General features: G+C 60.7%; 25 protein-coding genes and 1 pseudogene. 11 read left to right on the top strand and 15 right to left on the bottom strand.

What is annotated here, in order from left to right; genetic code table 11:
* Positions 1-6: 6 nt before the first annotated feature.
* Positions 7-303, bottom strand: a complete 297-nt coding sequence (gene flgM, locus ACL2XN_RS07190; RefSeq protein WP_410015407.1) for a flagellar biosynthesis anti-sigma factor FlgM — start codon at positions 301-303, stop codon at positions 7-9.
* A gap of 96 nt (positions 304-399) precedes the next feature.
* Positions 400-1,146 (bottom strand): flagellar basal body P-ring formation chaperone FlgA, encoded by a 747-nt coding sequence (gene flgA / locus ACL2XN_RS07185; protein WP_413730563.1) that lies wholly within the window; start codon positions 1,144-1,146, stop codon positions 400-402.
* 195 nt (positions 1,147-1,341) lie between these two features.
* Here flgA and flgB point away from each other — a divergent pair, with 195 nt between their 5' ends.
* The 11 genes from flgB (at position 1,342) to flgL (ending at position 11,521) form a co-directional block, all read left to right on the top strand.
* Positions 1,342-1,752 carry a flagellar basal body rod protein FlgB gene (gene flgB / locus ACL2XN_RS07180; protein ID WP_410016566.1) on the top strand — a complete coding sequence of 137 codons (411 nt, stop codon included), beginning with the start codon at positions 1,342-1,344 and terminating at the stop codon, positions 1,750-1,752.
* Between the two features lie 7 nt (positions 1,753-1,759).
* Positions 1,760-2,164 (top strand): flagellar basal body rod protein FlgC, encoded by a 405-nt coding sequence (flgC, locus tag ACL2XN_RS07175; protein WP_410015405.1) that lies wholly within the window; start codon positions 1,760-1,762, stop codon positions 2,162-2,164.
* Positions 2,165-2,176: 12 nt separating this feature from the next.
* The gene (gene flgD, locus ACL2XN_RS07170; protein ID WP_410015404.1) at positions 2,177-2,845 is read left to right on the top strand and encodes a flagellar hook assembly protein FlgD; all 669 of its coding nucleotides are present in this window, start codon (positions 2,177-2,179) and stop codon (positions 2,843-2,845) included.
* Between the two features lie 57 nt (positions 2,846-2,902).
* The gene (gene flgE, locus ACL2XN_RS07165; RefSeq protein WP_410015403.1) at positions 2,903-4,108 is read left to right on the top strand and encodes a flagellar hook protein FlgE; all 1,206 of its coding nucleotides are present in this window, start codon (positions 2,903-2,905) and stop codon (positions 4,106-4,108) included.
* A 21-nt stretch (positions 4,109-4,129) separates the two neighbouring features.
* Positions 4,130-4,888 carry a flagellar basal body rod protein FlgF gene (locus tag ACL2XN_RS07160; RefSeq protein WP_413722612.1) on the top strand — a complete coding sequence of 253 codons (759 nt, stop codon included), beginning with the start codon at positions 4,130-4,132 and terminating at the stop codon, positions 4,886-4,888.
* Positions 4,889-4,907: 19 nt separating this feature from the next.
* Complete coding sequence (gene flgG / locus ACL2XN_RS07155) at positions 4,908-5,690, top strand: flagellar basal-body rod protein FlgG (protein WP_410015401.1); 783 nt, start codon at positions 4,908-4,910, stop codon at positions 5,688-5,690.
* Positions 5,691-5,960: 270 nt separating this feature from the next.
* Positions 5,961-6,587: a flagellar basal body L-ring protein FlgH gene (locus tag ACL2XN_RS07150; protein ID WP_410016565.1), complete on the top strand. Its 627-nt coding sequence runs from the start codon at positions 5,961-5,963 to the stop codon at positions 6,585-6,587.
* A 93-nt stretch (positions 6,588-6,680) separates the two neighbouring features.
* Complete coding sequence (locus ACL2XN_RS07145; RefSeq protein ID WP_410016564.1) at positions 6,681-7,745, top strand: flagellar basal body P-ring protein FlgI; 1,065 nt, start codon at positions 6,681-6,683, stop codon at positions 7,743-7,745.
* Positions 7,745-8,719 carry a flagellar assembly peptidoglycan hydrolase FlgJ gene (flgJ, locus tag ACL2XN_RS07140; protein ID WP_413730562.1) on the top strand — a complete coding sequence of 325 codons (975 nt, stop codon included), beginning with the start codon at positions 7,745-7,747 and terminating at the stop codon, positions 8,717-8,719. The genes ACL2XN_RS07145 and flgJ overlap by 1 nt, the downstream gene beginning before the upstream one ends.
* A 141-nt stretch (positions 8,720-8,860) precedes the next feature.
* Positions 8,861-10,507 carry a flagellar hook-associated protein FlgK gene (gene flgK / locus ACL2XN_RS07135; protein ID WP_410015399.1) on the top strand — a complete coding sequence of 549 codons (1,647 nt, stop codon included), beginning with the start codon at positions 8,861-8,863 and terminating at the stop codon, positions 10,505-10,507.
* 48 nt (positions 10,508-10,555) lie between these two features.
* Complete coding sequence (flgL, locus tag ACL2XN_RS07130; RefSeq protein WP_410015398.1) at positions 10,556-11,521, top strand: flagellar hook-associated protein FlgL; 966 nt, start codon at positions 10,556-10,558, stop codon at positions 11,519-11,521.
* Positions 11,522-11,631: 110 nt separating this feature from the next.
* Here the strand turns inward: flgL and fliR are convergent, their stop codons facing one another.
* From fliR to fliF, 13 genes and pseudogenes are all read right to left on the bottom strand, one after another.
* Positions 11,632-12,417, bottom strand: coding sequence for a flagellar biosynthetic protein FliR (gene fliR, locus ACL2XN_RS07125; protein WP_410015397.1), 786 nt, complete (start codon positions 12,415-12,417; stop codon positions 11,632-11,634).
* Between the two features lie 2 nt (positions 12,418-12,419).
* Positions 12,420-12,689 (bottom strand): flagellar biosynthesis protein FliQ, encoded by a 270-nt coding sequence (gene fliQ / locus ACL2XN_RS07120; protein ID WP_410015396.1) that lies wholly within the window; start codon positions 12,687-12,689, stop codon positions 12,420-12,422.
* Positions 12,690-12,712: 23 nt separating this feature from the next.
* Positions 12,713-13,477, bottom strand: a complete 765-nt coding sequence (gene fliP / locus ACL2XN_RS07115; protein WP_410015395.1) for a flagellar type III secretion system pore protein FliP — start codon at positions 13,475-13,477, stop codon at positions 12,713-12,715.
* Positions 13,478-13,554: 77 nt separating this feature from the next.
* A pseudogene (gene fliO, locus ACL2XN_RS07110) lies at positions 13,555-13,872 on the bottom strand (flagellar biosynthetic protein FliO); the annotation flags it as partial.
* Positions 13,873-14,292 carry a flagellar motor switch protein FliN gene (fliN, locus tag ACL2XN_RS07105; protein ID WP_410015394.1) on the bottom strand — a complete coding sequence of 140 codons (420 nt, stop codon included), beginning with the start codon at positions 14,290-14,292 and terminating at the stop codon, positions 13,873-13,875.
* On the bottom strand, positions 14,285-15,286 hold the full coding sequence (gene fliM, locus ACL2XN_RS07100) for a flagellar motor switch protein FliM (RefSeq protein WP_410015393.1): 1,002 nt from the start codon (positions 15,284-15,286) through the stop codon (positions 14,285-14,287). Before fliM ends, fliN begins: the two co-directional genes overlap by 8 nt.
* 5 nt (positions 15,287-15,291) lie before the next feature.
* Entirely contained in the window at positions 15,292-15,771 is a 480-nt protein-coding gene (gene fliL, locus ACL2XN_RS07095; protein ID WP_410015392.1) for a flagellar basal body-associated protein FliL, read from the bottom strand.
* A 149-nt stretch (positions 15,772-15,920) separates the two neighbouring features.
* A complete protein-coding gene (locus tag ACL2XN_RS07090) occupies positions 15,921-17,375 on the bottom strand; it encodes a flagellar hook-length control protein FliK (protein ID WP_413730561.1) in 1,455 nt (484 codons plus the stop codon).
* Positions 17,372-17,815, bottom strand: coding sequence for a flagellar export protein FliJ (gene fliJ / locus ACL2XN_RS07085; RefSeq protein ID WP_410015390.1), 444 nt, complete (start codon positions 17,813-17,815; stop codon positions 17,372-17,374). The genes ACL2XN_RS07090 and fliJ overlap by 4 nt, the downstream gene beginning before the upstream one ends.
* Before the next feature lie 18 nt (positions 17,816-17,833).
* The gene (fliI, locus tag ACL2XN_RS07080) at positions 17,834-19,195 is read right to left on the bottom strand and encodes a flagellar protein export ATPase FliI (protein ID WP_410015389.1); all 1,362 of its coding nucleotides are present in this window, start codon (positions 19,193-19,195) and stop codon (positions 17,834-17,836) included.
* Positions 19,195-19,884, bottom strand: coding sequence for a flagellar assembly protein FliH (fliH, locus tag ACL2XN_RS07075; protein WP_410015388.1), 690 nt, complete (start codon positions 19,882-19,884; stop codon positions 19,195-19,197). Before fliH ends, fliI begins: the two co-directional genes overlap by 1 nt.
* Positions 19,877-20,869 carry a flagellar motor switch protein FliG gene (gene fliG / locus ACL2XN_RS07070; protein WP_413722617.1) on the bottom strand — a complete coding sequence of 331 codons (993 nt, stop codon included), beginning with the start codon at positions 20,867-20,869 and terminating at the stop codon, positions 19,877-19,879. Before fliG ends, fliH begins: the two co-directional genes overlap by 8 nt.
* Positions 20,866-22,587 carry a flagellar basal-body MS-ring/collar protein FliF gene (fliF, locus tag ACL2XN_RS07065; protein ID WP_413730560.1) on the bottom strand — a complete coding sequence of 574 codons (1,722 nt, stop codon included), beginning with the start codon at positions 22,585-22,587 and terminating at the stop codon, positions 20,866-20,868. The genes fliG and fliF overlap by 4 nt, the downstream gene beginning before the upstream one ends.
* Positions 22,588-22,650 lie beyond the last annotated feature (63 nt).

The following is a 22,650-nucleotide window of genomic DNA, read 5'->3' as shown; positions in this document are numbered from 1 at the left end:
GGTCGCTTATTCATCCAGCATCGATTGCGTTTGCGCTATCAGCGCATCGGCAATTTTGCCGGTATCTATTTTTAATTCGCCGTTGCGGATCGCCTGCTTCAGGCTTTCCACCTTGGCGACGTTGATGTCATTGCTGCCGGGCTGGCGCAGTTGCGCCTGGGCATCGCTCAGCTTAACCCGCGTCTCTTCGCCGGGCGTGACGGCGGGAGCGGCGGCCTTGGCTTTCGGCGACTGGACAGTACCCTGGTCGTTACCCGGCAGGGTGGACAGGGGTCGTATCGGGCGCGTACTTTCAATACTCATACAATCTCGCTTAGGTAGGGGATAAATGGTGCTAAAGGCTTATCCTGAATTATCGGTCAAATTACCCAAAGCTTTAATTTTTAATCAGCGCGGCCGTTAAGGCTCAATGCGGATGCCGCCATCAGGGGTAACCTGGCCGACGACCATCTGGCCGGACTCCATCCGCACCCGCAGGCGATCGTTGACCGCCGCGTTGCCCATCGCCTTGCCGGTGCCTTGCACCGAAAATCCATCGCCCTGCGCCGTGACCTGCACGGGCTGGCCGGTTTTGACCAGCCAGGGACGACGCAGCATGGCGGCGGTCAATACCTGACCGCTGCCCAGGGCGCGTTCGCTGAGACTTCCGTAGACCCAGGCCATATCGGTGAGCGGCGTCACGGACATGTTGTCCACGCGCCCGGTCTGCCAGACAACATCCCCCTGCGCCAGCGTCTGGTTCGCGGAAATGGCGCGGGCGGTGACCAGATAGCGATCCGTGACCTGCACCTCGGCCTGCACATAGCGTTTTTGATTGCCGCAGATCACCTGGACACTGATATTCCCCCGGGCGCGATTATTGGCGGGCAATGAAAACTGCGGCTGTTCGCAGTCCGGCCGGCGGGCGGCCGGCGTTTTTACCACCACCTTCAGCTCGACCGGCGGCGAGGCATATTGCCGCAGCAAAAAATCGGTCAGTCCCTCGGTAAGGCGATCGGCCGCCCGGGCGCCGGTGGACAACAGCAGGGCGCCCGCCATGCCATACAAAAAACCGTTGGCTACGCGCCGCGCCGCCATACGCCAAGCACCGCTCGCCAGCGCCCGCGTGGGTTCGCCCTCCGGCTGTTGTCTGTTTTGTCCGCTCACGCCATGACCTTGTCGGTGGAGGAATTGCTGTTATCCGCCTCTTTGCGCGATAACCCCGGAAAACAAGTGTACCGGTCCCCGTTTGCCGCCAATGGGTAAATTAGCGCTGCAATTCATGCTTATTCCAACGATAGGGAAGGGAATGTTGCGTCTAAGCTGGCAAGCATAAATCAGTATAGCCTTCTTAGGATAATGATGATTGATAAGCTTGATGCCGCCCTGCAATTCCAGCAGGAAGCCCTCAACCTGCGCGCGCAGCGTCAGGAAATTCTTGCCGCCAATATCGCCAATGCCGATACCCCGGGCTATCAGGCGCGCGATATCGATTTTGCCAGCGAATTAAACAAAGCGATCACCCAGGGACGCGCCAGCGGCAACTCACTGTCGTTGACCACCACGTCGACGCGCCATATCGAGGCGTCCACCTCCACCCCCGCCGCCAGGGAACTATTATACCGCGTGCCGGACCAGCCGGCACTGGACGGCAATACCGTGGACATGGATCGCGAAAGAACGCAGTTTGCCGAAAACAGCCTGCAATATCAAACCGACCTGACGGTACTGGGCGGACAGATTAAAAACATGATGTCGGTGCTACAGGAGTAAATAGCCCATGGGTATGACTTCGATTTTTGCTATTTCCGGATCGGCGCTTACCGCGCAATCCCAGCGGATGAACGTGGCCGCCAGCAACCTGGCCAACGCGGACAGCGTCACCGGGCCGGACGGCCAGCCCTACCATGCCAAGGAAGTGGTGTTCCAGGTCGCGGCGCCCGCCGGGCAAGAAATAGGGGGCGTGCAGGTCAGCGGGGTGGTGGAATCGTCGGAAGCGGAAAAACTGGTCTTCCAGCCGGGCAACCCCATGGCGGATGAAAAAGGCTATGTGCGGATGCCGAATGTCAACGTGGTCGATGAGATGGTGAACAGCATGTCTGCCTCGCGCAGCTACCAGGCCAATATTGAAGTGCTGAACACCGCCAAAACCCTGATGCAAAAAACCCTGACGCTGGGTCAATAATCGGAGCAACCCATGAGCACCACCGTTAACACCAATAACACCACCGCCACATCCGCCGCCACCAGTACCAGTAGCAGCAGCGCAGACCTGCAGAATCAGTTTCTGAAGCTGCTGGTGGCGCAGTTGCAAAACCAGGACCCGACCAATCCCATGGACAACGCGCAACTGACCACGCAACTGGCGCAGATAAGCACCCTCAGCGGCATTGAAAACCTCAATACCACCCTGGGGTCGATTTCCGGTCAGCTGACCACCAGCCAGTCGCTGCAGGCGTCCACCCTGGTCGGCCACGGCGTGATGATCGACGGCAGCGGCATTCTGGTGGGCGCCGATAGCTCTACCACGCCGTTCGGCGTGTCGCTGGATAATGCGTCCGCCACCACCACCGTCACCGTTAAGGATTCCGCCGGCACCGTGGTGCGCACCGTCGATCTCGGCGCGCAAACCGCCGGCGTGCATAGCTTTTCCTGGGACGGTACCAACGATGCCGGCGCCGCCGTACCGGAAGGGGCCTACACCTTTACGGTGGCCGCGACAACGGCGGCCGGCGCCAGCGTGGTGAGCACGCCGCTGCAATACGCCGCGGTCTATGGCGTGAACAACAATGCCACCGGCGGCACGGAGCTGAATCTGGGCCTGGCCGGCAACATCACGCTGGATAAGGTTCGTCAAATCATCTAAAGGGCACGGGCGCCGTCGAGCGCGGCAGGCCGGGTGTTTTTACCACAGGAGAGTCAAATGGGTTTTTCACAAGCGGTCAGCGGGTTGAATGCCGCCTCAAATAATTTAAACGTTATCGGTAACAATATCGCCAACTCCGAAACCAGCGGCTTTAAATCAGCTTCCGTGTCCTTTGCCGATGTCTACGCCAGCTCCCAGGTGGGGCTGGGGGTCAAGGTGGCCTCGGTGTCGCAGAATTTCAAGGACGGCACGGTGAACACCACCGATAATAATCTGAACGTGGCGATTTCCAACAGCGGCTTTTTCCGCCTGACGGACGCCAGCGGTTCGGTGTATTACTCCCGAAACGGCGATTGGCATCTGGATCCTGAGCGCAACCTGGTTACCACCAGCGGCCTGAACGTGACCGGCTATGCCGCCACCGGCACGCCGCCGACCATACAGCAGGGCGCCAATCCGGTTAATCTCACCATCCCGACCACCGGCATGACGGCGAAAGCCACCACCACCGGCTCTATGACGCTGAAACTCAACTCCGGCTCGGCGATACTCGACGACACCAAGTTCAGCGCCGCCGATACCACCTCCTATAGTTTTGCGCAGCCGCTGACCACCTACGACAGTCTCGGCAATCCGCATAATATGAGCTTTTATTTTGTCAAGACCGCGGATAACACCTGGAAAGTGCATAGCATCGACGGCAGCGACAGCACCGGCACGGTCGACGATCTTGGCACCATGTCCTTCGACACCAACGGCCAACTGACCGGCACCGATAATTTTAATGTCGCTATGAGCGGCGTTAACGGCTCCCTCGCCGGCGCATTCAATATCAGCTTTAAGGGTTCCCAGCAGCAGTACACCACGACCAGCAGCGTCAGCGGCCAGGATCAGAACGGTTATTACGCCGGCGACCTGACCAAGTATGCCATCAATGACGACGGCACCATCACCGGCACCTACTCCAACGGCCAGAACCAGTTGCTGGGACAAATCGTGCTGGCCAACTTCGCCAATCCTCAGGGGCTGAAATCCGACGGCAATAACGTCTGGACCGCCACGTCCGCGTCAGGGCAGGCCGTGGTCGGCACCGCCGGCAGCGGTAATTTCGGTTCGCTGACCCCGGAAGCGCTGGAAAGCTCCAACGTCGATCTGAGCAAGGAGCTGGTCAATCTGATTGTCGCCCAGCGCGATTATCAATCGAACGCGCAGACCATCAAGGCGCAGGACACGATTATGCAAACGCTGGTCAACTTAAGCTGACCACTCTGACGGAATAAGCCAATGGATCACGCAATTTATACCGCTATGGGCGCCGCCGGCCAGACTCTTGACCAGCAGGCGATCATTACCAATAACCTGGCCAACGCCTCGACGCCGGGGTTTCGCGCGCAGCTGTTCGCCATGCGGGCGGTGCCCATCGAGGGCCAGACCCTGCCGACGCGCACGCTGGTGGTCGCCTCGACCCCCGGCGCGCTGATGACCCAGGGGCCATTGGATAACACCGATCGCCCCCTGGATGTGGCGGTTCAGGATCAGGGCTGGCTGGCGGTGCAACTGCCCGACGGCACCGAGGCCTATACCCGTAACGGTAATATGCAGGTGGACGCTACCGGCCAATTGCTGATCCAGGGATATCCCGTCATGGGGCAAGGCGGTCCGCTGACGGTGCCGACCCAATCGGCCATTACGGTTGCGGCCGACGGTACCGTTTCGGCGCTGGGCGACGGCGACGCGCCCAACACCATCGGGCCGGTAGGGCAGCTTAAGCGGGTTAAACCCGCCGACGCCAGCCAGCTGGAGCGCGGCGACGACGGCTTATTTCATCTTACCGCCGCCGCCAGCGCCGCGACGGGAGGAACCTTGCCCAACGACGAGACCATTAAGGTCATGCCCGGCGTGCTTGAAGGCAGTAACGTCAACACCGCGGAAACCCTGGTGGATATGATTGGCAGCGCCCGGCGTTTCGAAATGCAGATGAAGGTTATCGCCGATGTCGATCAAAACGCGGAGCATGCCAACCAGCTGCTTTCACTTAGCTAATTTTCGGGAGTATTAACGGATGATCCGTTCATTATGGATTGCCAAAACGGGTCTGGATGCACAGCAGACCAATATGGATGTGATTTCCAATAACCTGGCGAACGTCAGCACCAACGGCTTTAAACGCCAGCGGGCGGTATTCGAGGATTTGCTGTACCAAACGGTACGCCAGCCTGGCGCGCAGTCGTCGGAACAAACCACCCTGCCTTCCGGATTACAGCTGGGCACCGGGGTACGGCCTGTCTCTACCGAACGCCTGCACAGCCAGGGCAATCTTCAGCAGACGGAAAACACCAAAGACGTCGCCATTAACGGCAAAGGCTTTTTTCAGGTGCAAATGCCCGACGGCACCACCGCCTATACCCGCGACGGTTCGTTCCAGGTCAATCAAAACGGCCAGTTGGTGACCTCCAGCGGCTATCTTATCCAGCCGGCGATTACCGTGCCGGAAAATGCCCTGACCGTCGCAGTGGCCCGTGACGGGGTGGTGAGCGTCACCACCCAGGGGCAGGCCGCCGCCAGCCAGGTCGGCCAGCTCACGTTGAGTAATTTTATCAACGAGGCCGGTTTGCAGAGCCTGGGCGAAAATCTCTATCAGGAAACCGACAGCTCCGGCGCGCCGAATGAATCCACGCCGGGCCAGAATGGCGTCGGATTGTTGTACCAGGGGTACGTGGAAACCTCCAACGTCAATGTGGCGGAGGAATTGGTGGACATGATCCAGGTGCAGCGCGCTTATGAAATCAACAGCAAAGCCGTTACCGCCTCTGATGCCATGCTGCAAAAGCTGACGCAGCTCTAAACCGGGTAAAGGCATAGGTTACGTTGTAACATTAAATCAGCATTTCGTTACAACGTAACATATCGCCGATCATGGCGGATTTTTTTAAGTGACGGTGTCACGATCAACCGCGCTTCGCGGCGGCTGATTTGCCGGCCAGGATAGACAGGTCATATGAAACTGAAAAAGAGTACCTATGCATCGCCAGCAGCCAGGCCGGCGTTTCCGGGCCGGCCTCTGGCGCGCGTACTGGCGGCGCTCGGCCTGTTGACGCTGCAGGGCTGTGCGTATATGCCGCATAAAAACCTGGTGGAAGGCGAAACCAGCGCCCAGCCGGCGCCGGCTTCAATGCCCATTGCCAATGGATCGATCTTCCAGGCGGTGCAGCCGATGAACTACGGTTACCAGCCCTTGTTCGAGGACCGGCGGCCGCGCAACGTCGGCGATATCCTGACCATCACCTTGCAGGAAAACGTCAGCGCCAGCAAAAGCTCCTCCGCCAATACGGCGCGCAAGTCGTCCAATACGCTCAACCTGGCCACTACGCCCGCCATGCTGACCGGCGCCATTGGCAACGGCAAAGTGGATCTCGACGCCGCCGGCACCAATGATTTCGACGGCAAGGGCGGCGCCACCGCCAAGAATACCTTTACCGGCACTATTACCGTGACCGTGCAGCAGGTATTGGCCAACGGCAACCTGAAAGTCGTGGGCGAAAAGCAGATCGCCATTAACCAGGGCGCCGAATATATTCGTTTTTCCGGCATCGTCAACCCGCGCACCATTAACGGCAACAATGCGGTGGTATCCACCCAGGTTGCGGACGCGCGCATCGAATACGTCGGCAAAGGCTATATCAACGAAGCGCAGGAAATGGGCTGGCTGCAGCGCTTCTTCCTTAATATTTCACCCTTTTAACAGGCGGCCGGCACCATGCGGATTTCAACTTTACCCTTACGGTTAACCGCCGCCATCGCCGGGCGGTATCTCGCCTGCGCGCTGGCGCTGGCAATGTGCCTACAACCGGCCGGCGCGGAGCGCCTGCGCGATCTGGTGGATATTCAGGGTGTTCGCGATAACCCCTTGATCGGCTACGGGCTGGTGGTGGGGCTGGACGGCACCGGCGACCAGACCACGCAAACGCCGTTTACCACCCAAAGTCTGACCAATATGCTTTCGCAGATGGGCATTACGGTCCCCAGCGGCACCAATATGCAGCTGAAAAATGTGGCTGCGGTAATGGTGACCGCCAATTTCCCGGCGTTTGCGCGCGCCGGCCAGAATATCGACATCGTGGTTTCGTCCATGGGATCGGCTAAAAGCCTGCGCGGCGGCACGTTGCTGATGACGCCGCTAAAGGGATCGGATAACCAGGTCTATGCCCTGGCGCAGGGCAATTTGCTGGTGGGCGGCTCGGGCGCCTCGTCCGGCGGCAGCAAAGTGCAAATCAACCAGCTGGCCGGCGGGCGCATTAACAACGGCGCGGTGATTGAGCGCGAGCTGCCCAGTACCTTCGGCGCCAGCCGCGTCCTGACGCTGCAGCTCAAGCAGGAAAATTTCAGCCTGGCGCAGCGCATCAGCGACGCCATTAACGGCCAGAACGGCATGGGGATCGCCCGCGCCCTGGATGCGCGCACCATCGAGCTGCAGATGCCGGCCAATAACAGCAGCCAAGTCCGTTTCCTGGCGCAAATCCAGGATATCAATATTGCCATGGGTGAGATGGATGCCAAGGTGATTATCAATTCACGCACCGGTTCGGTGGTGATGAACCGTAACGTGATGCTGGACACCTGCGCCGTGGCCCAGGGCAACCTGTCGGTGGTGGTGAATAACCAGCAAAACGTCAGCCAGCCGGATACCCCGTTTGGCGGCGGCCAAACGGTGGTGACCAATCAAACGCAGATTTCGGTTAACCAAAGCGGCGGCTCGCTGCAGCAGGTCACTTCCAGCGCCAGCCTGAACAACGTTATCCGTACCCTTAACTCCCTGGGCGCCACGCCCAATGACCTGATGTCGATTTTGCAGGCTATGCACAGCGCCGGGTGCCTCCAGGCGACGCTGGAGATCATCTGATGGAGCTTAACGCCACCACCGATTTTTCATCCGCCGCCTATGACGTCAAGTCGCTGCAAAAGCTGCATAACCAGGCGGCGCAGTCCTCGCCGCAGGCGCTGAATGCGGTGGCGAAACAGGTGGAGGGTCTGTTTGTACAGATGATGCTGAAAAGCATGCGCGCCGCGCTGCCCAAGGGCGGGGTATTCTCAAGCGACCAAACGGAACTGTTCACCAGCCTCTACGACCAGCAGATGTCCCAACAGCTCACCGCCAAGGGGCTAGGCCTGGCGGATATGATGGTTAAACAGCTTGGCGGTCAGAACGCCGCGGCGGAGGCGGCGAAAAATCCCGTTCCCGCGGCCCTTTCCCAGGCCGATACGCCGGTCAGCGCCAACGTCATCAACGCGCAATTTATGTCGCCCGCGCTGCTGGGAGAATACTGGCGACGCGATCGTCAGCAATCCGCGCCGGCGCCGGTGGCGGCAACGCCCGGCGGGGCAAGTTTTACCGAACGCCTGTCGATCCCGGCGATGATTGCTAGCCGGCAAAGCGGCATTCCCCATCACCTGATTATGGCGCAGGCGGCGCTGGAATCAGACTGGGGCAAGCGGGAAATTCCCGCCGGCGACGGCAAGACCAGCTTCAACCTGTTCGGCATCAAAGCGTCCGACGACTGGCAGGGCAAGACCACCACCATCACCACGACGGAATACCAGAACGGCCAGGCGGTCAAGGTGCAGCAGAAATTCCGGGTCTATGACTCCTACCTGGACGCCCTGGGCGACTATATTCATGTCCTGACGAACAACCCGCGTTATCGCGAGGTGGTGAACGCCGTCCAGCCGGAGGCCGGGGCCTATGCGCTGCAGCGCGCCGGCTACGCCACCGATCCGGCCTACGCCGCCAAGCTTATCCGGATTATCACCCAATTGAAGCACGGCGCCCAGGAGGCGGCCAAATCTTACGGTAGCGATCTGGGCGGGCTGTTCTAGGCGAGCGGGGGTGCGTGGTTTTTTTGCCGCGGCGCTCAAGTTTGTCCCGGTGCGGACGATATAGATATATAGATATAAAGGGTGGAGCGCGCCGTCGCAGGTGAACCGGGCGTCATCGTCTCCCCGGCATAAGGAAAAACGATGTCCAATACGTTAGTGAATATTGCCTCCAGCGGCATCCAGGCCGCGCAGGCCGCGCAGAACGCGGTGGCGAACAACATCAGCAATGTGTACGTCCCGGGTTATAATCGCCAGACTGCGCAGCTGTCGGAAAAACTGACCAGCGGCATTTCCGGCAACGGCGTCTCGGTGACCGGCGTCAGCCGCGCTTATGATTCCCTGGTGGTGAACCAGCTGCGCTCCGCGTCGTCCACTTATGCCGCCTCCAGCAGTTATTACGACCAGATTTCGCAAATCAACACCCTGCTGTCGAACACCGACAGCGATCTGTCCACCATGGTCAGCACGTTTTTCAGCAGTATCCAGTCGCTGAGCAGCAACGCGCAGGACAACGCGGCGCGCCAGACGGTGATCAGCAGCTCGCAAAGCCTGGTCAACCAGTTTAAAAGCGCCAACACCTATCTGCAGAATATGGACGACGGCATCAATCAGCAGCTTTCCTCCAGCGCCGATCAGATCAACGTTTACGCCAAGCAAATCGCCAATCTTAACGATCAAATCGTGCGCCAGGGCGGGGGCGACACGTCCAATGCCCTGCTGGATCAGCGCGATCAACTGGTCAGCGAGCTTAACGGCATCGTCGGGGTAACGGCCAGCGTCCAGGATAATAATTCGGTTAACCTGACCTTCGGCAACGGCCTGACGCTGGTGCAGGGCAGCAGCGCCTACCAGGTCAAGGCGGTGACGTCAAGCGCCGACCCGTCGCGCAGCACCCTTGCCTACGACCGTGGCACCGGCACCCCCAGCGAAATTGATGAAAAAAGTCTGACCACCGGCAGCGTCGGCGGTTTGCTCAGCTTCCGCTCCGGCGCCCTGGACGATGCCCGCAACCGCCTCGGCCAGATTGCCCTGGGACTGGCCGGCAGCTTTAATGAGACGCATAAACTCGGTGTTGATCTTAACGGCGATGCCGGTGAGGATTTTTTCAGCTTCAGCGACCCTACCGTCAGCGCCAACAGCAAAAATACCGGCACCGCGGTGATGACCGTCACCTACAGCGATACCAGCGCGGTCAAGGCCAGTGATTATAATGTCAAATATTCCGGCGGCGCCTGGCAGGTAACGCGCGCCAGCGACGGTGCTGCCGTCGCCCTCACGCCCGCGCCCGTCACCGACGCCGCGGGCAACACCACCATGAGTTTCGACGGGCTTAGCGTCGCCATCAGCAGCGGGGCGGCGAGCAACGATAAATACACTATCAATACCGTCAGCAATGTCATCAACAGCCTGAACGTGGCGATTACCGACCCGGCCAAGATTGCCGCCGGTCTCGACGACAGCGCCGGCGGTGAAAGCGACAACCGCAACGCGAAGGCGCTGCTGGCGCTGCAAACCACCAAAGTGATCGGCGGAACGGCGACGATCAGCACGGCCTACGCGACGCTTGTGAGCAATATCGGTACTAGTACCAGCAACGCCGACGTGACCAGCACCGCGCAATCCAATATCGTCGATCAACTGACCGAGCGGCAACAATCCATCTCGGGCGTTAACCTGGATGAGGAGTATATCGACCTCACGCGTTATCAGCAGTATTACCAGGCCAATGCCAAAGTGCTCAATACCGCCAGCGATGTGTTTAATTCGCTGTTGTCGGCGCTCAGTTAAACGGCCCGCGGGCCACTCATTTACGTCTAAGCGGAAAGGATAAACACCATGCGTTTAAGTACCAGCATGATTTATCAGCAGAATCTGAACAGCATTACCAACGCCTACGGCAAATGGCAGGCCACCGGCACCCAGTTGGCCACCGGCAACCGGGTGAATTCCCCGGCCGACGATCCCATCGCCGCATCGCAGGCGGTGGCCGTCAACCAGATGCAGGCGCAGGGCGCGCAATATTCCGCGGCGCGCAGCACATCCGAGGCCAGCCTGTCGCTGGAGAGCACCGTTCTCGATCAGGTGACCACCGCGATCCAGGGTATCCAGACGCTGCTGGTGCAGGCCGGGGACGGTACCCAGGGCGATTCGGACCGGCAGTCGCTGGCGACCAAGCTGCAATCCTATAAGGATCAGCTGCTGACGCTGGCCAATACCCAAGATTCCAACGGCAATTATATGTTCGCCGGCTACAAGACCGAGACCGCGCCATTTGTGCAGGATGCCGACGGCAACGTCACCTACGTCGGCGGCACCGAGCCGGTCAGCCAGGACGTGGATTCGAGCCGCACCATGACTATCGGCGATACCGGCAAGACGGTTTTTGACAGTCTGGCCGCCGGTTATACCGTCGAACCGGACAGTACTGCCAGTGAAACCAACGTATTCAATTCCATCAACCTGGCGCTGAACGCGTTGAACACGCCCCAGGACGACGCGGATGACGCCACCCGCGCCCAGTACACCGCCGATATGGCCAAGGCCCAGCGCGGCATGGCCAACTCGCTGGATAACGTCTTGTCGGTGCAGTCGTCGACAGGCAGCAAACTCAATGAACTGGACACGCTCGATACCATCGGCACCGATCGGACCACTATCTATACCACCCGGCTTAACGATTTGATTGGCGCGGACCCCTACCAGGTGATTTCCGATTACAGCAAACAGCAGGTGGCGCTGCAGGCGTCCTACGCCACGTTTAACGCCATGCAGAAGCTGTCGCTGTTCCAGACCAATCAATAACCAGGCACCAAACCCGTCCGGTGGCTCTGGCGGGTAATTTTGGGCGGGTAATCATGTGTGCCGGCCCTGTTGGTATGCCATTCGGGTAACGACGGATGGCATACCTTTTTTTATCCCTTGGGCATTTCCGCCAGGATATCCGCCAGCAAATCGAAGGTTTCCCCCATCAGTTTTTCACTGTAGGGCGCCAGCAGCGGCAGCAGCAGGCCGAAGGTGAGGATGCCGATGGTCAGGGTGAGCGGAAAACCCACCACAAACACGGTCAGCTGCGGCGAAACGCGGTTCAGCAGGCCGAGCGCGATATTCAGCGTCAGCAGCAGCGTAATCATCGGCAGGGCCAGCATCAGGCCGTTGATGAAAATCATGCCGGCGGCGCGGCATAACGCCATAAACGCGTTGGCGTTCAGCGGCAGGCCGGATACCGGCAGGGAATGGAAGCTGTCCGCCAGCAGTGAAAGCATCCACAGATGGCCGTTCAGGCTGGTGAACACCAGCAGGGAGAGCAGATTAAGCAATTGCGCCAGCACCGGCATATTCAGGCCGCTGGCCGGGTTGAAAAAGGTGGCGAAGGACAGCCCCATCTGCAGACCTATCACTTCGCCGGCCATGCGTATGGCGGCAAAAGCAAACTGCATGGTCAGCCCCAGCGCGGTGCCAATCAGGATTTGCTCCGTCGCCAGCCAAAAGCCGGCGATGGAAAACAACGGCGTGTTGATGGGCGGCAGGCCGGGCGACAGCACCAGGGTCACCATCAGGCCCAGGCCAAGCTTGACGCGCGCAGGAATGATTTTTTCGCTAAACAGCGGCGCGGTGCCGATAAGCGCCAGGATACGCACCAGCGGCCAGAAATACTGGCCGATCCAGAACGCGAGCTGCGTGGTATCCAGTTGCAGCATCGTCAGCCGGCGAGCGCGGGCAGGCTGGTGAACAGCGTGCGCATATAGTCCAGGATCAGGTTGAGCATCCAGGGACCGGCAATCACGATGGTGGCCACCACCGCCAGTATTTTGGGAATAAACGATAACGTCATTTCATTGATCTGGGTGGCGGCCTGCAGCAGGCTGATGATAAGGCCGCTGAACAGGGCGGCCATCAGCAGCGGGGCGGCCAGCGCCAGCGCCACTAAAATTGCCTCGTGGCCCAGAGCCATTACCGATTCCGGCGTCATAATCTTGCCTGTCTTGTTAAGGGTTAAGTATAGAAACTCTGCGCCAGAGAACTCAGCAGCAGCTGCCAGCCGTCCACCAGCACAAATAACATGAGTTTAAAGGGCAGGGAGATGGTGGCGGGCGGCACCATCATCATGCCCAGCGCCATCAGTACGCTGGCGACCACCAAATCGATAATCAGGAAGGGAATAAAAATGGTAAACCCGATCTGAAAGGCGGTTTTCAACTCGCTGGTGACATAAGCCGGCAGCAGGATGCGCATGGGCACCGCTTCCGGGCCATCGAGCGGCGGCGCCTTGGCCAGCCGGGCAAACAGGGCCAGATCCGCTTCGCGCGTCTGGCGCAGCATAAAGGCGCGCAGCGGCTGCGCCCCTTTTTCCAGCGCGGCCTGCATGCTGATTTTGTTTTCGCTTAACGGCAAGTAGGCTTCGTCGTAAATGGTATTGAATACCGGCGCCATAATAAAAAAAGTCAGGAACAGCCCCAGCCCCAGCAAAACCTGGTTGGGGGGCGCGGAAGGCGTGCCGATGGCGCTGCGCAGCAAGCCCAGCACGATAATGATGCGCGTAAAGCAGGTCATCATCAGCAGCGCGGCCGGGATAAAGGTCAGCGAGGTAAGGAATACCAGCGTCTGCACCGGCAGCGACCAGTTTTGCCCGCCGCCCGCCAGCGGCTGGCTGATAATGCCGGGCAGTTGCGCCCAACCGCACGGGGCGACGGCCAGCAGCGCCAGCCCAAGAACGATAAGCCGGCCGTTTCCGGGCCGGCAGAGACACAACCTGTTCATCGGGCGTTCCCCGTCCTTTGCATCACCTGGCGCAGCCGCTGGCGAAAGTCCGGCGGCGCAACGCCGTTGTCCGTGGCGTCGGGCGGCGCGGGCAGGGTATGCAGCGGTGTAATCTGCTGCGCGGTAACCCCCAGCACCAGCCAGGTGCCCTCGACCTCCACCATCACCACGCGCTCACGCTGGCCCAGGGAGCAGCTGGCCAGTATTTTCAGCCGTTGCGATTGCCTTGCCGCGGGCGCCAGGCCCAGCTTACGCACCACCCAGGCGCCGAGGAGGATAACCAGCAGGATGGCGCCCAAGGCGCCCGCTACCTGGGTAAGGGCGCCCGCGCCGTTAAATTCATGGGCGGCGGGAGGCGAGGCGTGGGCCGTGACGAGGGGCTGGGCGGCGGTCATTTAGCGGCTCAACCGGCGCATGCGTTCGGAGGGCGTAATGATATCGGTAATGCGCACGCCGTATTTATCCGCCACCACCACGACCTCGCCCTGGGCAATCAGATAGCCGTTGATCAAAATATCCAGCGGCTCGCCGGCCAGGCCGTCCAGCGCCACCACCGAGCCCTGCGACAGCCGCAGCAGTTCCTTGATGGTCATTTTGGTCCGTCCCAGCTCAACGGTAAGCTTGACCGGGATATCCATAATCATATCGATATCCTGCAAGGGGCCGGCATTATCCTCGGCGGTCAACTGGTGGAAAATACCGTCGGTGGATGCCGGTGATTCCTTGCCGGCGGACTGCTGCTCGTCGAATGCCTCCGCCCACAGATCGTCGGCGGACGGCGTATCTGCGCCGGACGGATTCTTAGGGTCACTCATCGGGCTGTTCCTCATTAAGGGAGTTCAATACGGGGTTAATAAGTTGTTTTACGCTGAGCGCGTACTGACCGTTCAGGGTGCCGTAGGTACTGGTCAGCACCGGCACGCCGTCCACATGGGAAATCAGGTAATCGGGTTTATCGATTGGCAGCACGTCGCCGGGCGCCAGTTTGAGGATTTCCGACAACCGCAGCGAGACCTCGGCAAAATTCGCCACCAGCTCCAACTGCGTATGCTGGACCTGCTTCACCAGGTTTTCCCGCCATCCCTGGTCTTCCACCCGGGAATATTCGAGCGGCGGATTGGTCAGCAGTTCCCGTAACGGTTCAATCATGGAAAACGGAATGCAGATATAGAATTCGCCCACCATCGAGCCGATTTCCACATGAAACGGCGTGGTGACCACGATATCGTTAGGCGAAGTGGTGATATTGGTGAATTTCACCTGCATTTCGGCGCGCACGTATTCCACATGCAGCTTATAGATGGCGTTCCAGGCGTCTTCATAGCCGTCCAGCGCCAGTTTCAGCATACGGCGGATCACCCGCTGCTCGGTATGGGTAAATTCCCGGCCCTCGACCTTGATGGGAAAACGGCCGTCGCCGCCGAACAGGTTATCGACCGCGATAAACACCAGGCTGGGCGAAAACACCAGCAGGGCGGTGCCGCGCAGCGGTTTGAGGTGGATAAGGTTCAGATTGGTGGGCACCGGCAGGTTACGGGCGAAATCATGATAAGGCTGGATCTTGATGGCGCCGACGGTAATATCCGGGCTGCGCCGCAACAAGTTAAATAATCCCATGCGAAACGAACGCGCAAAACGTTCGTTGATGATTTCCAGCGCCTGCAGCCGTTCGCGCACCACCCGCCGCTGGGTATTGGGATTATAGGGTTTGACATCGTTTTCAATACCCGCGCTGACCGGCTGCTGTTCACCGTCGTCGCCATTGAGCAGCGCATCGATTTCGGCCTGGGATAATATGCTATCGCCCATGATGTTCAGCGCAGGATAAAGGCAGTGAAAAGGACATCATTCACAACGGGCCGAGGCTGGCCCGCCACCAAGGGTTCACTCAAAGTCAATTTAATCTGCTCGACCAACTGCTGTTTACCCTTATCATTTGCCAGCGCCTCCGCGTCCTGGCGGGACAGCAGCAGCAGCATGCGGCTGCGTACCGTCGGCATAAAATCAATCATCGCCTTGCGTGTGGGTTCGTCGGGCAGGCGCAGCGTCAGGCCGATGTAGAGCACGCGATCGGGATCGTTGGCCGGATTGACCAGGTTCACGGTGAACGTGTCCAGCGATAAAAATATCGGTATCGGCGCCACGGGCGCCGGGGCCTCCAAAGCTGTCTGACCGGGCAGGCGATGCTGCCACCAAAGGTAACCCGCCGCGCTGCCAGCAGCCAGGGCAATGACCACCAGGGCCATCAGCCATTTTGATTTTTTCCGAGCCGAAGGAAGCACATTTTGTGACATAACGATTAGGTATTCCTGTAAGCGTGACGGCATTTTTCCATGGCGACTGCCGTAAAATGCCGGTTATTGACGGTAATTATCCCGTCTCCCGCGTAATTCAATAGCGCGAATAGGCGCGGTAATTTGCCTTAACTTGCCCGTTTGCAGCATCAGGCGAAGGTATCTATGCCGGCGGCGCGACGGCCGGTGGTCTCGGGCGCAACAACGCCGCTGGCGTTCCCGGCGACGGCGTCAATGGTGAATCCCGATGCCGCGCGGGCATTGCCTGCGGCCTCTTGCCCGGCGCCGCCCCAATTGGGCGTGGCATCGCTGCCGACGCTGCTCTGGCCCAGATGGATACCGCTTTCCGCCAGGGAGGTGCGCAGCTGCGGCAGGGCGTCTTCCAGGGCGGAACGCACCTGGCTATGTCCCGAGACCAGATGGATTTGCGCCTGGTTGTTGCCGTCCATGCGCAGGCTGATCTGCAGGGCGCCCAGATTGTCCGGGTGTAAACGCAGCTCGGCGTTCTGCTGGCCGTTGCGCAACTGCATCAATACCTGCTGGCCGATGGCCTGGCGCCATTCGTCGCTGCCAAGCTGGGCGCTGATAAGCGCGGGGGCAGGTGCTGCGGGGGTGGTGACGGCCGCATCGGCGGCGCTCAGCGTAGGTGTGACCGGCGCTGTGGCGCCAGGCATGGACACGTCGGACAGGACGCCGGTGGTTTTTTTCAGGAGCAGGGCAGTGACGGCCGCCGGGTCGGTCCCTTCGTTAGCGCTATCGGTGCCGGCGGCGATCGCCGGATTGACCGGCGAGCCGGTCGCGGCGGTGGCGGCCGGCGGCGGTAATCCCGCATCGGCGACGGGCGATGGCTTGCCCTTGGTCACCGTGGCGGCGGGGACGGTTTTCAACTCAGGCGCCGTGGCGTCGACGGTCTTGGCGGAAACGAAACCCGCCACCAGGGCTGCCGGCGACGTCAACGGCGGCGTCGCGGCGGCGTCGTCCGGGGTGATAACGGTATTCTGCGCGTTGTCCGCCGTGGCGGCGGCGTTATTCGTCCCGACGCTCAGGGCGGCGGCGTTTTCGGCCTGGGCCAGTGGCACCGTCGCCACGGCCATGTCGCTGTTCTGGGCGGCAGCGGCGCTCAAGGCGGCAGCGGCGCTATCGGTATTAGCGGTGACGCCGGCGGCGGCCACGGACGTGTCAGCAACCGTCGGGCGGGTCAATGCCAGCAACGCCATCAGGGCGGCGGCGTCGCTGTTCAGGACCGGGTCCGCTTCCTGTGCCGTCGCCGCCGGCATGGCGGCTGGCGCGGTGGCGGTATCGCCGGCGGATGGCGGCAACGTCTCGTTCACGGCGCCGGCCGGGACATCGCCGGTCAGCTTGGCCGCCAGCTTTTCCGCCAGCAGGTCGGGACGTGCCGGTTCGGCCGTGGTCGCGACGGGAGCGTCCTCTGCGGCGTCGGCCTGGGCGCTGCCGGCGTCGGCTGCCGGCGCCGGCAGCTGGCGGTCGTTAACCTTGCCGCTCAGCATGGCGCTGAAATCCGGGGCGGCGTTGCCGGTGTTTTTAGCGCCGTTGCCGCCGGCCGTATCCTGCATGGAAGCAATGTCACTGACTGCGACTATCATGAGTGTTTCCTCGCGCACGCCCGTTGGGCGAACTCATCCATTCGTTTTTGATCCTGGCGGTTATCATGCGCCAGCTGAAGCTGTTGATGACGCGTATGCAACGTCACCAATGCGTTAAGGCGCTGATGTTTGTTCTGCCAGACCTGAACCGCCTGCTGCAGCCGCAGGCTCCATTGTTCCAGCAGGGTGCGGTGCTGTTCGATGGCGGTTTCCAGCGTGATGATAAACTGCTGATAGTTGTACCAGCTGGCCGAAGCCATGCCTTCGGTCATGCCGCGCTGTAGTTTCTGCCGGTATTCCCGTTCATATTCCTGTAGCTGCTCCAGCTGTTTACGGGCCAGTTGATGGGATTGGCGGATTTGCCCCAGGCGGATCGCCGCCTTGTCCAGTTCTTCTTTTGCCCGTTCGCGCAAAACGTCCAGCGGTGCATTACTTTTCATTGATCCTCGTTAACCGGCTTAACTGAATAATCCCTGCAATTGCTCGCAGGCCGACAGATATTCGCAACGCTGATGCATGTCCTGCTGTAAAAAAGCCTCGATGGCCGGATAAAGCGCGATGGCGCGATCGAGCTGTACGTCGCTGCCGGCGGCGTAGGCGCCGACGCTGATTAAATCCCGGTTGCGCTGGTAACGCGACAGCAGTTGCTTGAACTGCCTGACCAGCGTTTCCTGCGCCGCGGGCACGATGGCGGTCATGGCGCGGCTAATGGAGGCCTCGATGTCGATGGCCGGATAATGGCCGGCCTCGGCCAGCTGGCGCGATAGCACGATATGGCCGTCAAGTATGGCGCGCGCGGCGTCGGCGATGGGATCCTGCTGGTCGTCGCCCTCGGTCAGCACGGTATAGAAGGCGGTAATGGAGCCGCCGCCGCTGATACCGTTGCCGGCGCGCTCCACCAGCGCGGGCAGGCGCGCGAACACTGACGGGGGATACCCTTTGGTGGCCGGCGGTTCACCGACAGCGAGGGCGATTTCACGCTGCGCCATGGCGTAGCGGGTCAGGGAATCCATGATCAGCAGGACATGGCTGCCGCGATCGCGGAAATCCTCGGCGATGCGGGTGGCGTAGGAGGCGCCCTGCATGCGCAGCAGGGGCGACACGTCCGCCGGGGCGGCGATAACCACCGAGCGCGCCAGGCCCTCCCGGCCCAGGATATTGTCGATAAAATCCTTCACTTCGCGTCCGCGCTCGCCGATAAGCCCCACCACGATCACATCGGCCTGGGTATAACGCGCCATCATGCCCAGCAGTACGCTTTTACCTACGCCTGAGCCGGCAAAAAGTCCCATACGCTGACCGCGCCCGACGGTAAGCAGGGCATTGATGGTGCGCACGCCGACGTCGAGCACATCGTAAATCGGCGTGCGCTGCAGCGGATTGACCGGCGCAGTGTTCAATGACGCGCGGTAGCCGGTATCCGGCAGCGGCAATCCGTCAAGCGGCTTGCCGCTGCCGTCCAGCACGCGGCCAAGCAGGGCGGTGCCGAGCGGCAACTGCTTGCCGTTCTGGCCGTCTGCGCGCCGGCGCGCATAGACGCGCGCGCCCGGCACAATGCCTTCCACTTCCTCAAGCGGCATCAGGAACAGCTTATCGCCGTTGAAGCCAACGACCTCGCAGTCGATTTCCTCGACCATGCCGGCGTCGCCCTGGCGCTCAATCAGGCAGGGCGCGCCCAGCGGCAACTGCAGGCCGGTGGCTTCCATAATCAGGCCGGTGGCGCGGGTCAGCCTGCCGTAATGCCTGATCTGCGGCGTGGCGGACAAACGTTGCTCCAGCGTATCCATGGCGTCCAGCCAGCGGCCCAGACGGGTGGCCATTAGACGTCTCCCGGCGCGGCCAGGCGGCATAGTTCATGCCAGCGGGTGGCGAGACTGGCGTCGATATCGCCCTCCGGCGAGGTGACTTTACAGCCGCCGGGATGCAGTTCGTCGTCGGGGATCAGCCGCCAGCCGTGCAGTTTCAGTGTCGCGCCCAGATGCTGTTCCACCAGCGCCACCTGTGCCGGATGCACGCGCAGCTGCGGTTTGCCGCTCAGGAGCGGCTCCTGCTGCAGTAAACGCTGGATAAGGCGCAGCATGGCGTCGCCGCCGCCGGCCGGCTCCTGGCCCAACACCTGGCGGGCGGCGGTCAGCGCCAGCTGTGCGAGCCGTTCGGCCACCACGGTGTCAAGGGAGTCAAGGGAATGCTGGAACTCGTTGACCAGCATTTGCATTTGCGCGACGGCGGGCTGCTGGTCGCGCTGTATCTGCAGCAGGCCCTCCTCTTGCCCGGCGCGCAGCCCGGCCTGGTAACCTTCCTGCTGCCCCTGTTTAACGCCTTCCGCGTAACCGCTGCGGTGCGCTTCCTGTTTGGCCTGGTTGCGCAGGGCGTTGATTGCCGCCTGCTGGATTTGCGTATCGTCCGCCTGGGCGTCCAGTGCGATCGGCAGCATGTCCGCCGGCACCGGACTTGCCAGGTCGTTTAATGCCCAAGGGCGCCAGGGTAAGTGGTTAAATGCATCAGACATAGGTATCCTCTCCGCCACCGATCGCCATTTCGCCGCTTTCCGCCAGGCGGCGGACAATCAGCAAAATCGCCTTTTGTTCGTTCTCTACCTGCGACATACGTACCGGGCCACGGGTGGCCAGATCGTCGCGCAGGATCTCGGCCGAGCGCTGCGGCATATTGCGCAGGAACTTCTCGCGCAACGGCGGCTGGGCATTTTTCAGGGCAATCAGCAGGGACTCCGATTCCACTTCTTGCAACAACCGCTGGATGCTGCGGTCGTCCACGTCCACCAGATTTTCGAACAGGAACATTTCGTCGATGATTTTTTGCGCCAGTTCGTGGTCGTAGCCGCGTACCGCGTCGATGACGGATTCTTCCTGCTGCGTTTTCATCAGGTTGATAATCTCGGCCGCGGTGCGCACGCCGCCCATTTTGCTGCGTTTCAGGTTCTGGCCGTCCAGCAGGCCGTTTAGCACCTCGGTCAGCTCCGCCAGCGCGGCCGGCTGCACGCCGCCGAAGGTGGCGATACGCAGCATGACGTCGTTGCGCAGTTTTTCGTCAAACAACGCCAGGATATCGGCGGCCTGCGAGCGCCGCAGGTGGACCAGGATGGTGGCGATAATCTGTGGATGCTCTTCATGGATTAAATCCGCCGCATTCTGCGGCTCCATAAAGTTGAGGGTTTCCATGCCGGTGGTGGTTTCGCGGGTTTCGAGGATATCCTCCAGCAGGCTGGAGGCGCGTTCCTCGCCGAGCGCCTTGATCAGCACCGTGCGCAGGAAATCGCCGGCATTCACGCTGAGCGCGGCATACTGCTCGGACTCGGCTTCGAACTCTTTCAGCACCTCCAGCAGTTCCTGATGCGAGGTCTGGTGCATATTGGCCATGGCGTTGCTCAACTGCTGCACTTCCCGGGCCGACAGATGTTTGAAAACCTCCGCCGCCCGGTCTTCGCCCAGGGTCATCAATAACACGGCGCTTTTTTCGGTTCCGGTCATGCTCATTGTTCGCTGCTCATCCATTGGCGGATAACTAACGCCACGATACGGGGATCCTGATCCGTCATATCGCGGATCCGTTGGGTACGCGCCTCGGTGTTTTCCCGCTGCTGCGCCCGTTTCTGATCTTCTTGCTGATCGCGGCTGAGCCTGACCACCACATCCTCGGCGGCGGGGGATGCCGACGCCATCGCGCCTGCGCCCGCCTCCTTCACCGGCGCCTCGGGTTTAACCCGAAGCAGCGGTTTAACCAGCTTACGCCATAGGATCCATGCCACCAGCAGCACCAGCAGCCAGCGTCCCGCGGTCAACAGGCTGTCGAAGAAGGACGCCTGCTGCCAGAACGGCAGCACGCCGCCATTGTCTTCGGTGGTGACAAACGGCGTATTCACCACGTTAAGACTATCGCCGCGATCGGCGGAGAACCCCATCGCCTCGCGGGTTAAATCCTCAATCTGCTTGATCTGGTCCGGCGTAAGCGGCGTGCCGGGCTTACCGGCCTCGCCGGGCAGGTAGTTGACCACCACCGCCACTGACAGACGCTGCAAGTTACCCTCGCTGCGTTTTACATGCACTACCTTATGATCCAGCTCATAATTGATGGTTTCATCATGCCGGGTATTGGACGGTGTGGCGGTGGCCTTGGACTGGGCGGCGTTTTGCCCACTGACGCCGGCGCGGGCGCCAGGCGCGGTAGTCTGGCCGTTAGTATTGGCCACCGGCGGCTTATCAATGGGGGCCACGGCGGTGGGGGCCGGTTGGTTGGATAACGCGCCGGGCACGCCGCCCAACGGCGAACCGCCCAATTGCTCGCTTTGCGCCACCTGTTTGGAGCGAATGGCCGAGTTATCGTCGCGCCCGTTCGGCTGATACTGTTCCTCGGTCTGTTCGTGGCTGTCGAAATCGATTTGCGCCGTCACCTGGGCATGCACGTTGGCGCTGCCCACCACCGGCGCCAGAATGGTTTCGATGCGGCGCTGGTAGCGGTTTTCCAGCTCATTGTTGAATTTCAGCTGGGTCGCGTTCAGCGCGCGGCCGTTGGCGTCGGCTTGGGTCAACAGATGCCCCTGCTGATCCAATACCGTGACGCTTGCCGGCGGCAAACCGGCCACGCTGCTGGAGATCATATAGACGATGGCGTTAACCTGGCCGTCATCCAGCGCGCGGCCCGGCTGCAGGTTCAGGGTCACCGACGCGGAGGGGTTTTTCTGTTCACGCACAAACAGCGACGGCTTAGGCAGCGCCAAATGCACCCGCGCCGACTGTACCGGTCCCAGGGTTTCGATGGTGCGCGCCAGCTCGCCTTCCAGCGCCCGCTGGTAATTGATCTGCTCGCTGAACTGGCTGATGCCGAATTTTTCCTGATCAAGCAGCTCGAAGCCCACCGAGCCGCCCTTCGGCAGGCCGAGGCTGGCCAGTTTCAGGCGGGTTTCATGCACCGACTCGCTCGGCACCAGCACGGCGGTGCCCTGTTCGGTAAAACGGTAGGGGATATTCATCTGCGTCAGCTGCGCGACGATATCGCCGCCGTCGCGATCGCCGAGATTACTGTACAGCACCCGATAATCGGGGCTTTTTGCCCATAGTGCCAGTACCACCACAACCGCTATCATCGCGGCGGCGGCAATTGCCGCGGATATTTTAGGATGGCTGCGCAGCCGCTCCAGCATCGGCATGAACGGATTCTTGCCCTGTCCGGTAGAACCGTTTTTAACCGTACTCATCGCATCATTCCGCCATGAGTTGAACGGTATTGCTTAATCGCTGATAACAAATCACTCTCCCTG

This window comes from Sodalis sp. RH22, assembly GCF_047324165.1.
Lineage (GTDB): Bacteria > Pseudomonadota > Gammaproteobacteria > Enterobacterales > Enterobacteriaceae > Acerihabitans.
The sequence above is the reverse complement of the archived record's forward strand: the minus strand, read 5'-3'. Positions and strand labels throughout refer to the sequence as shown.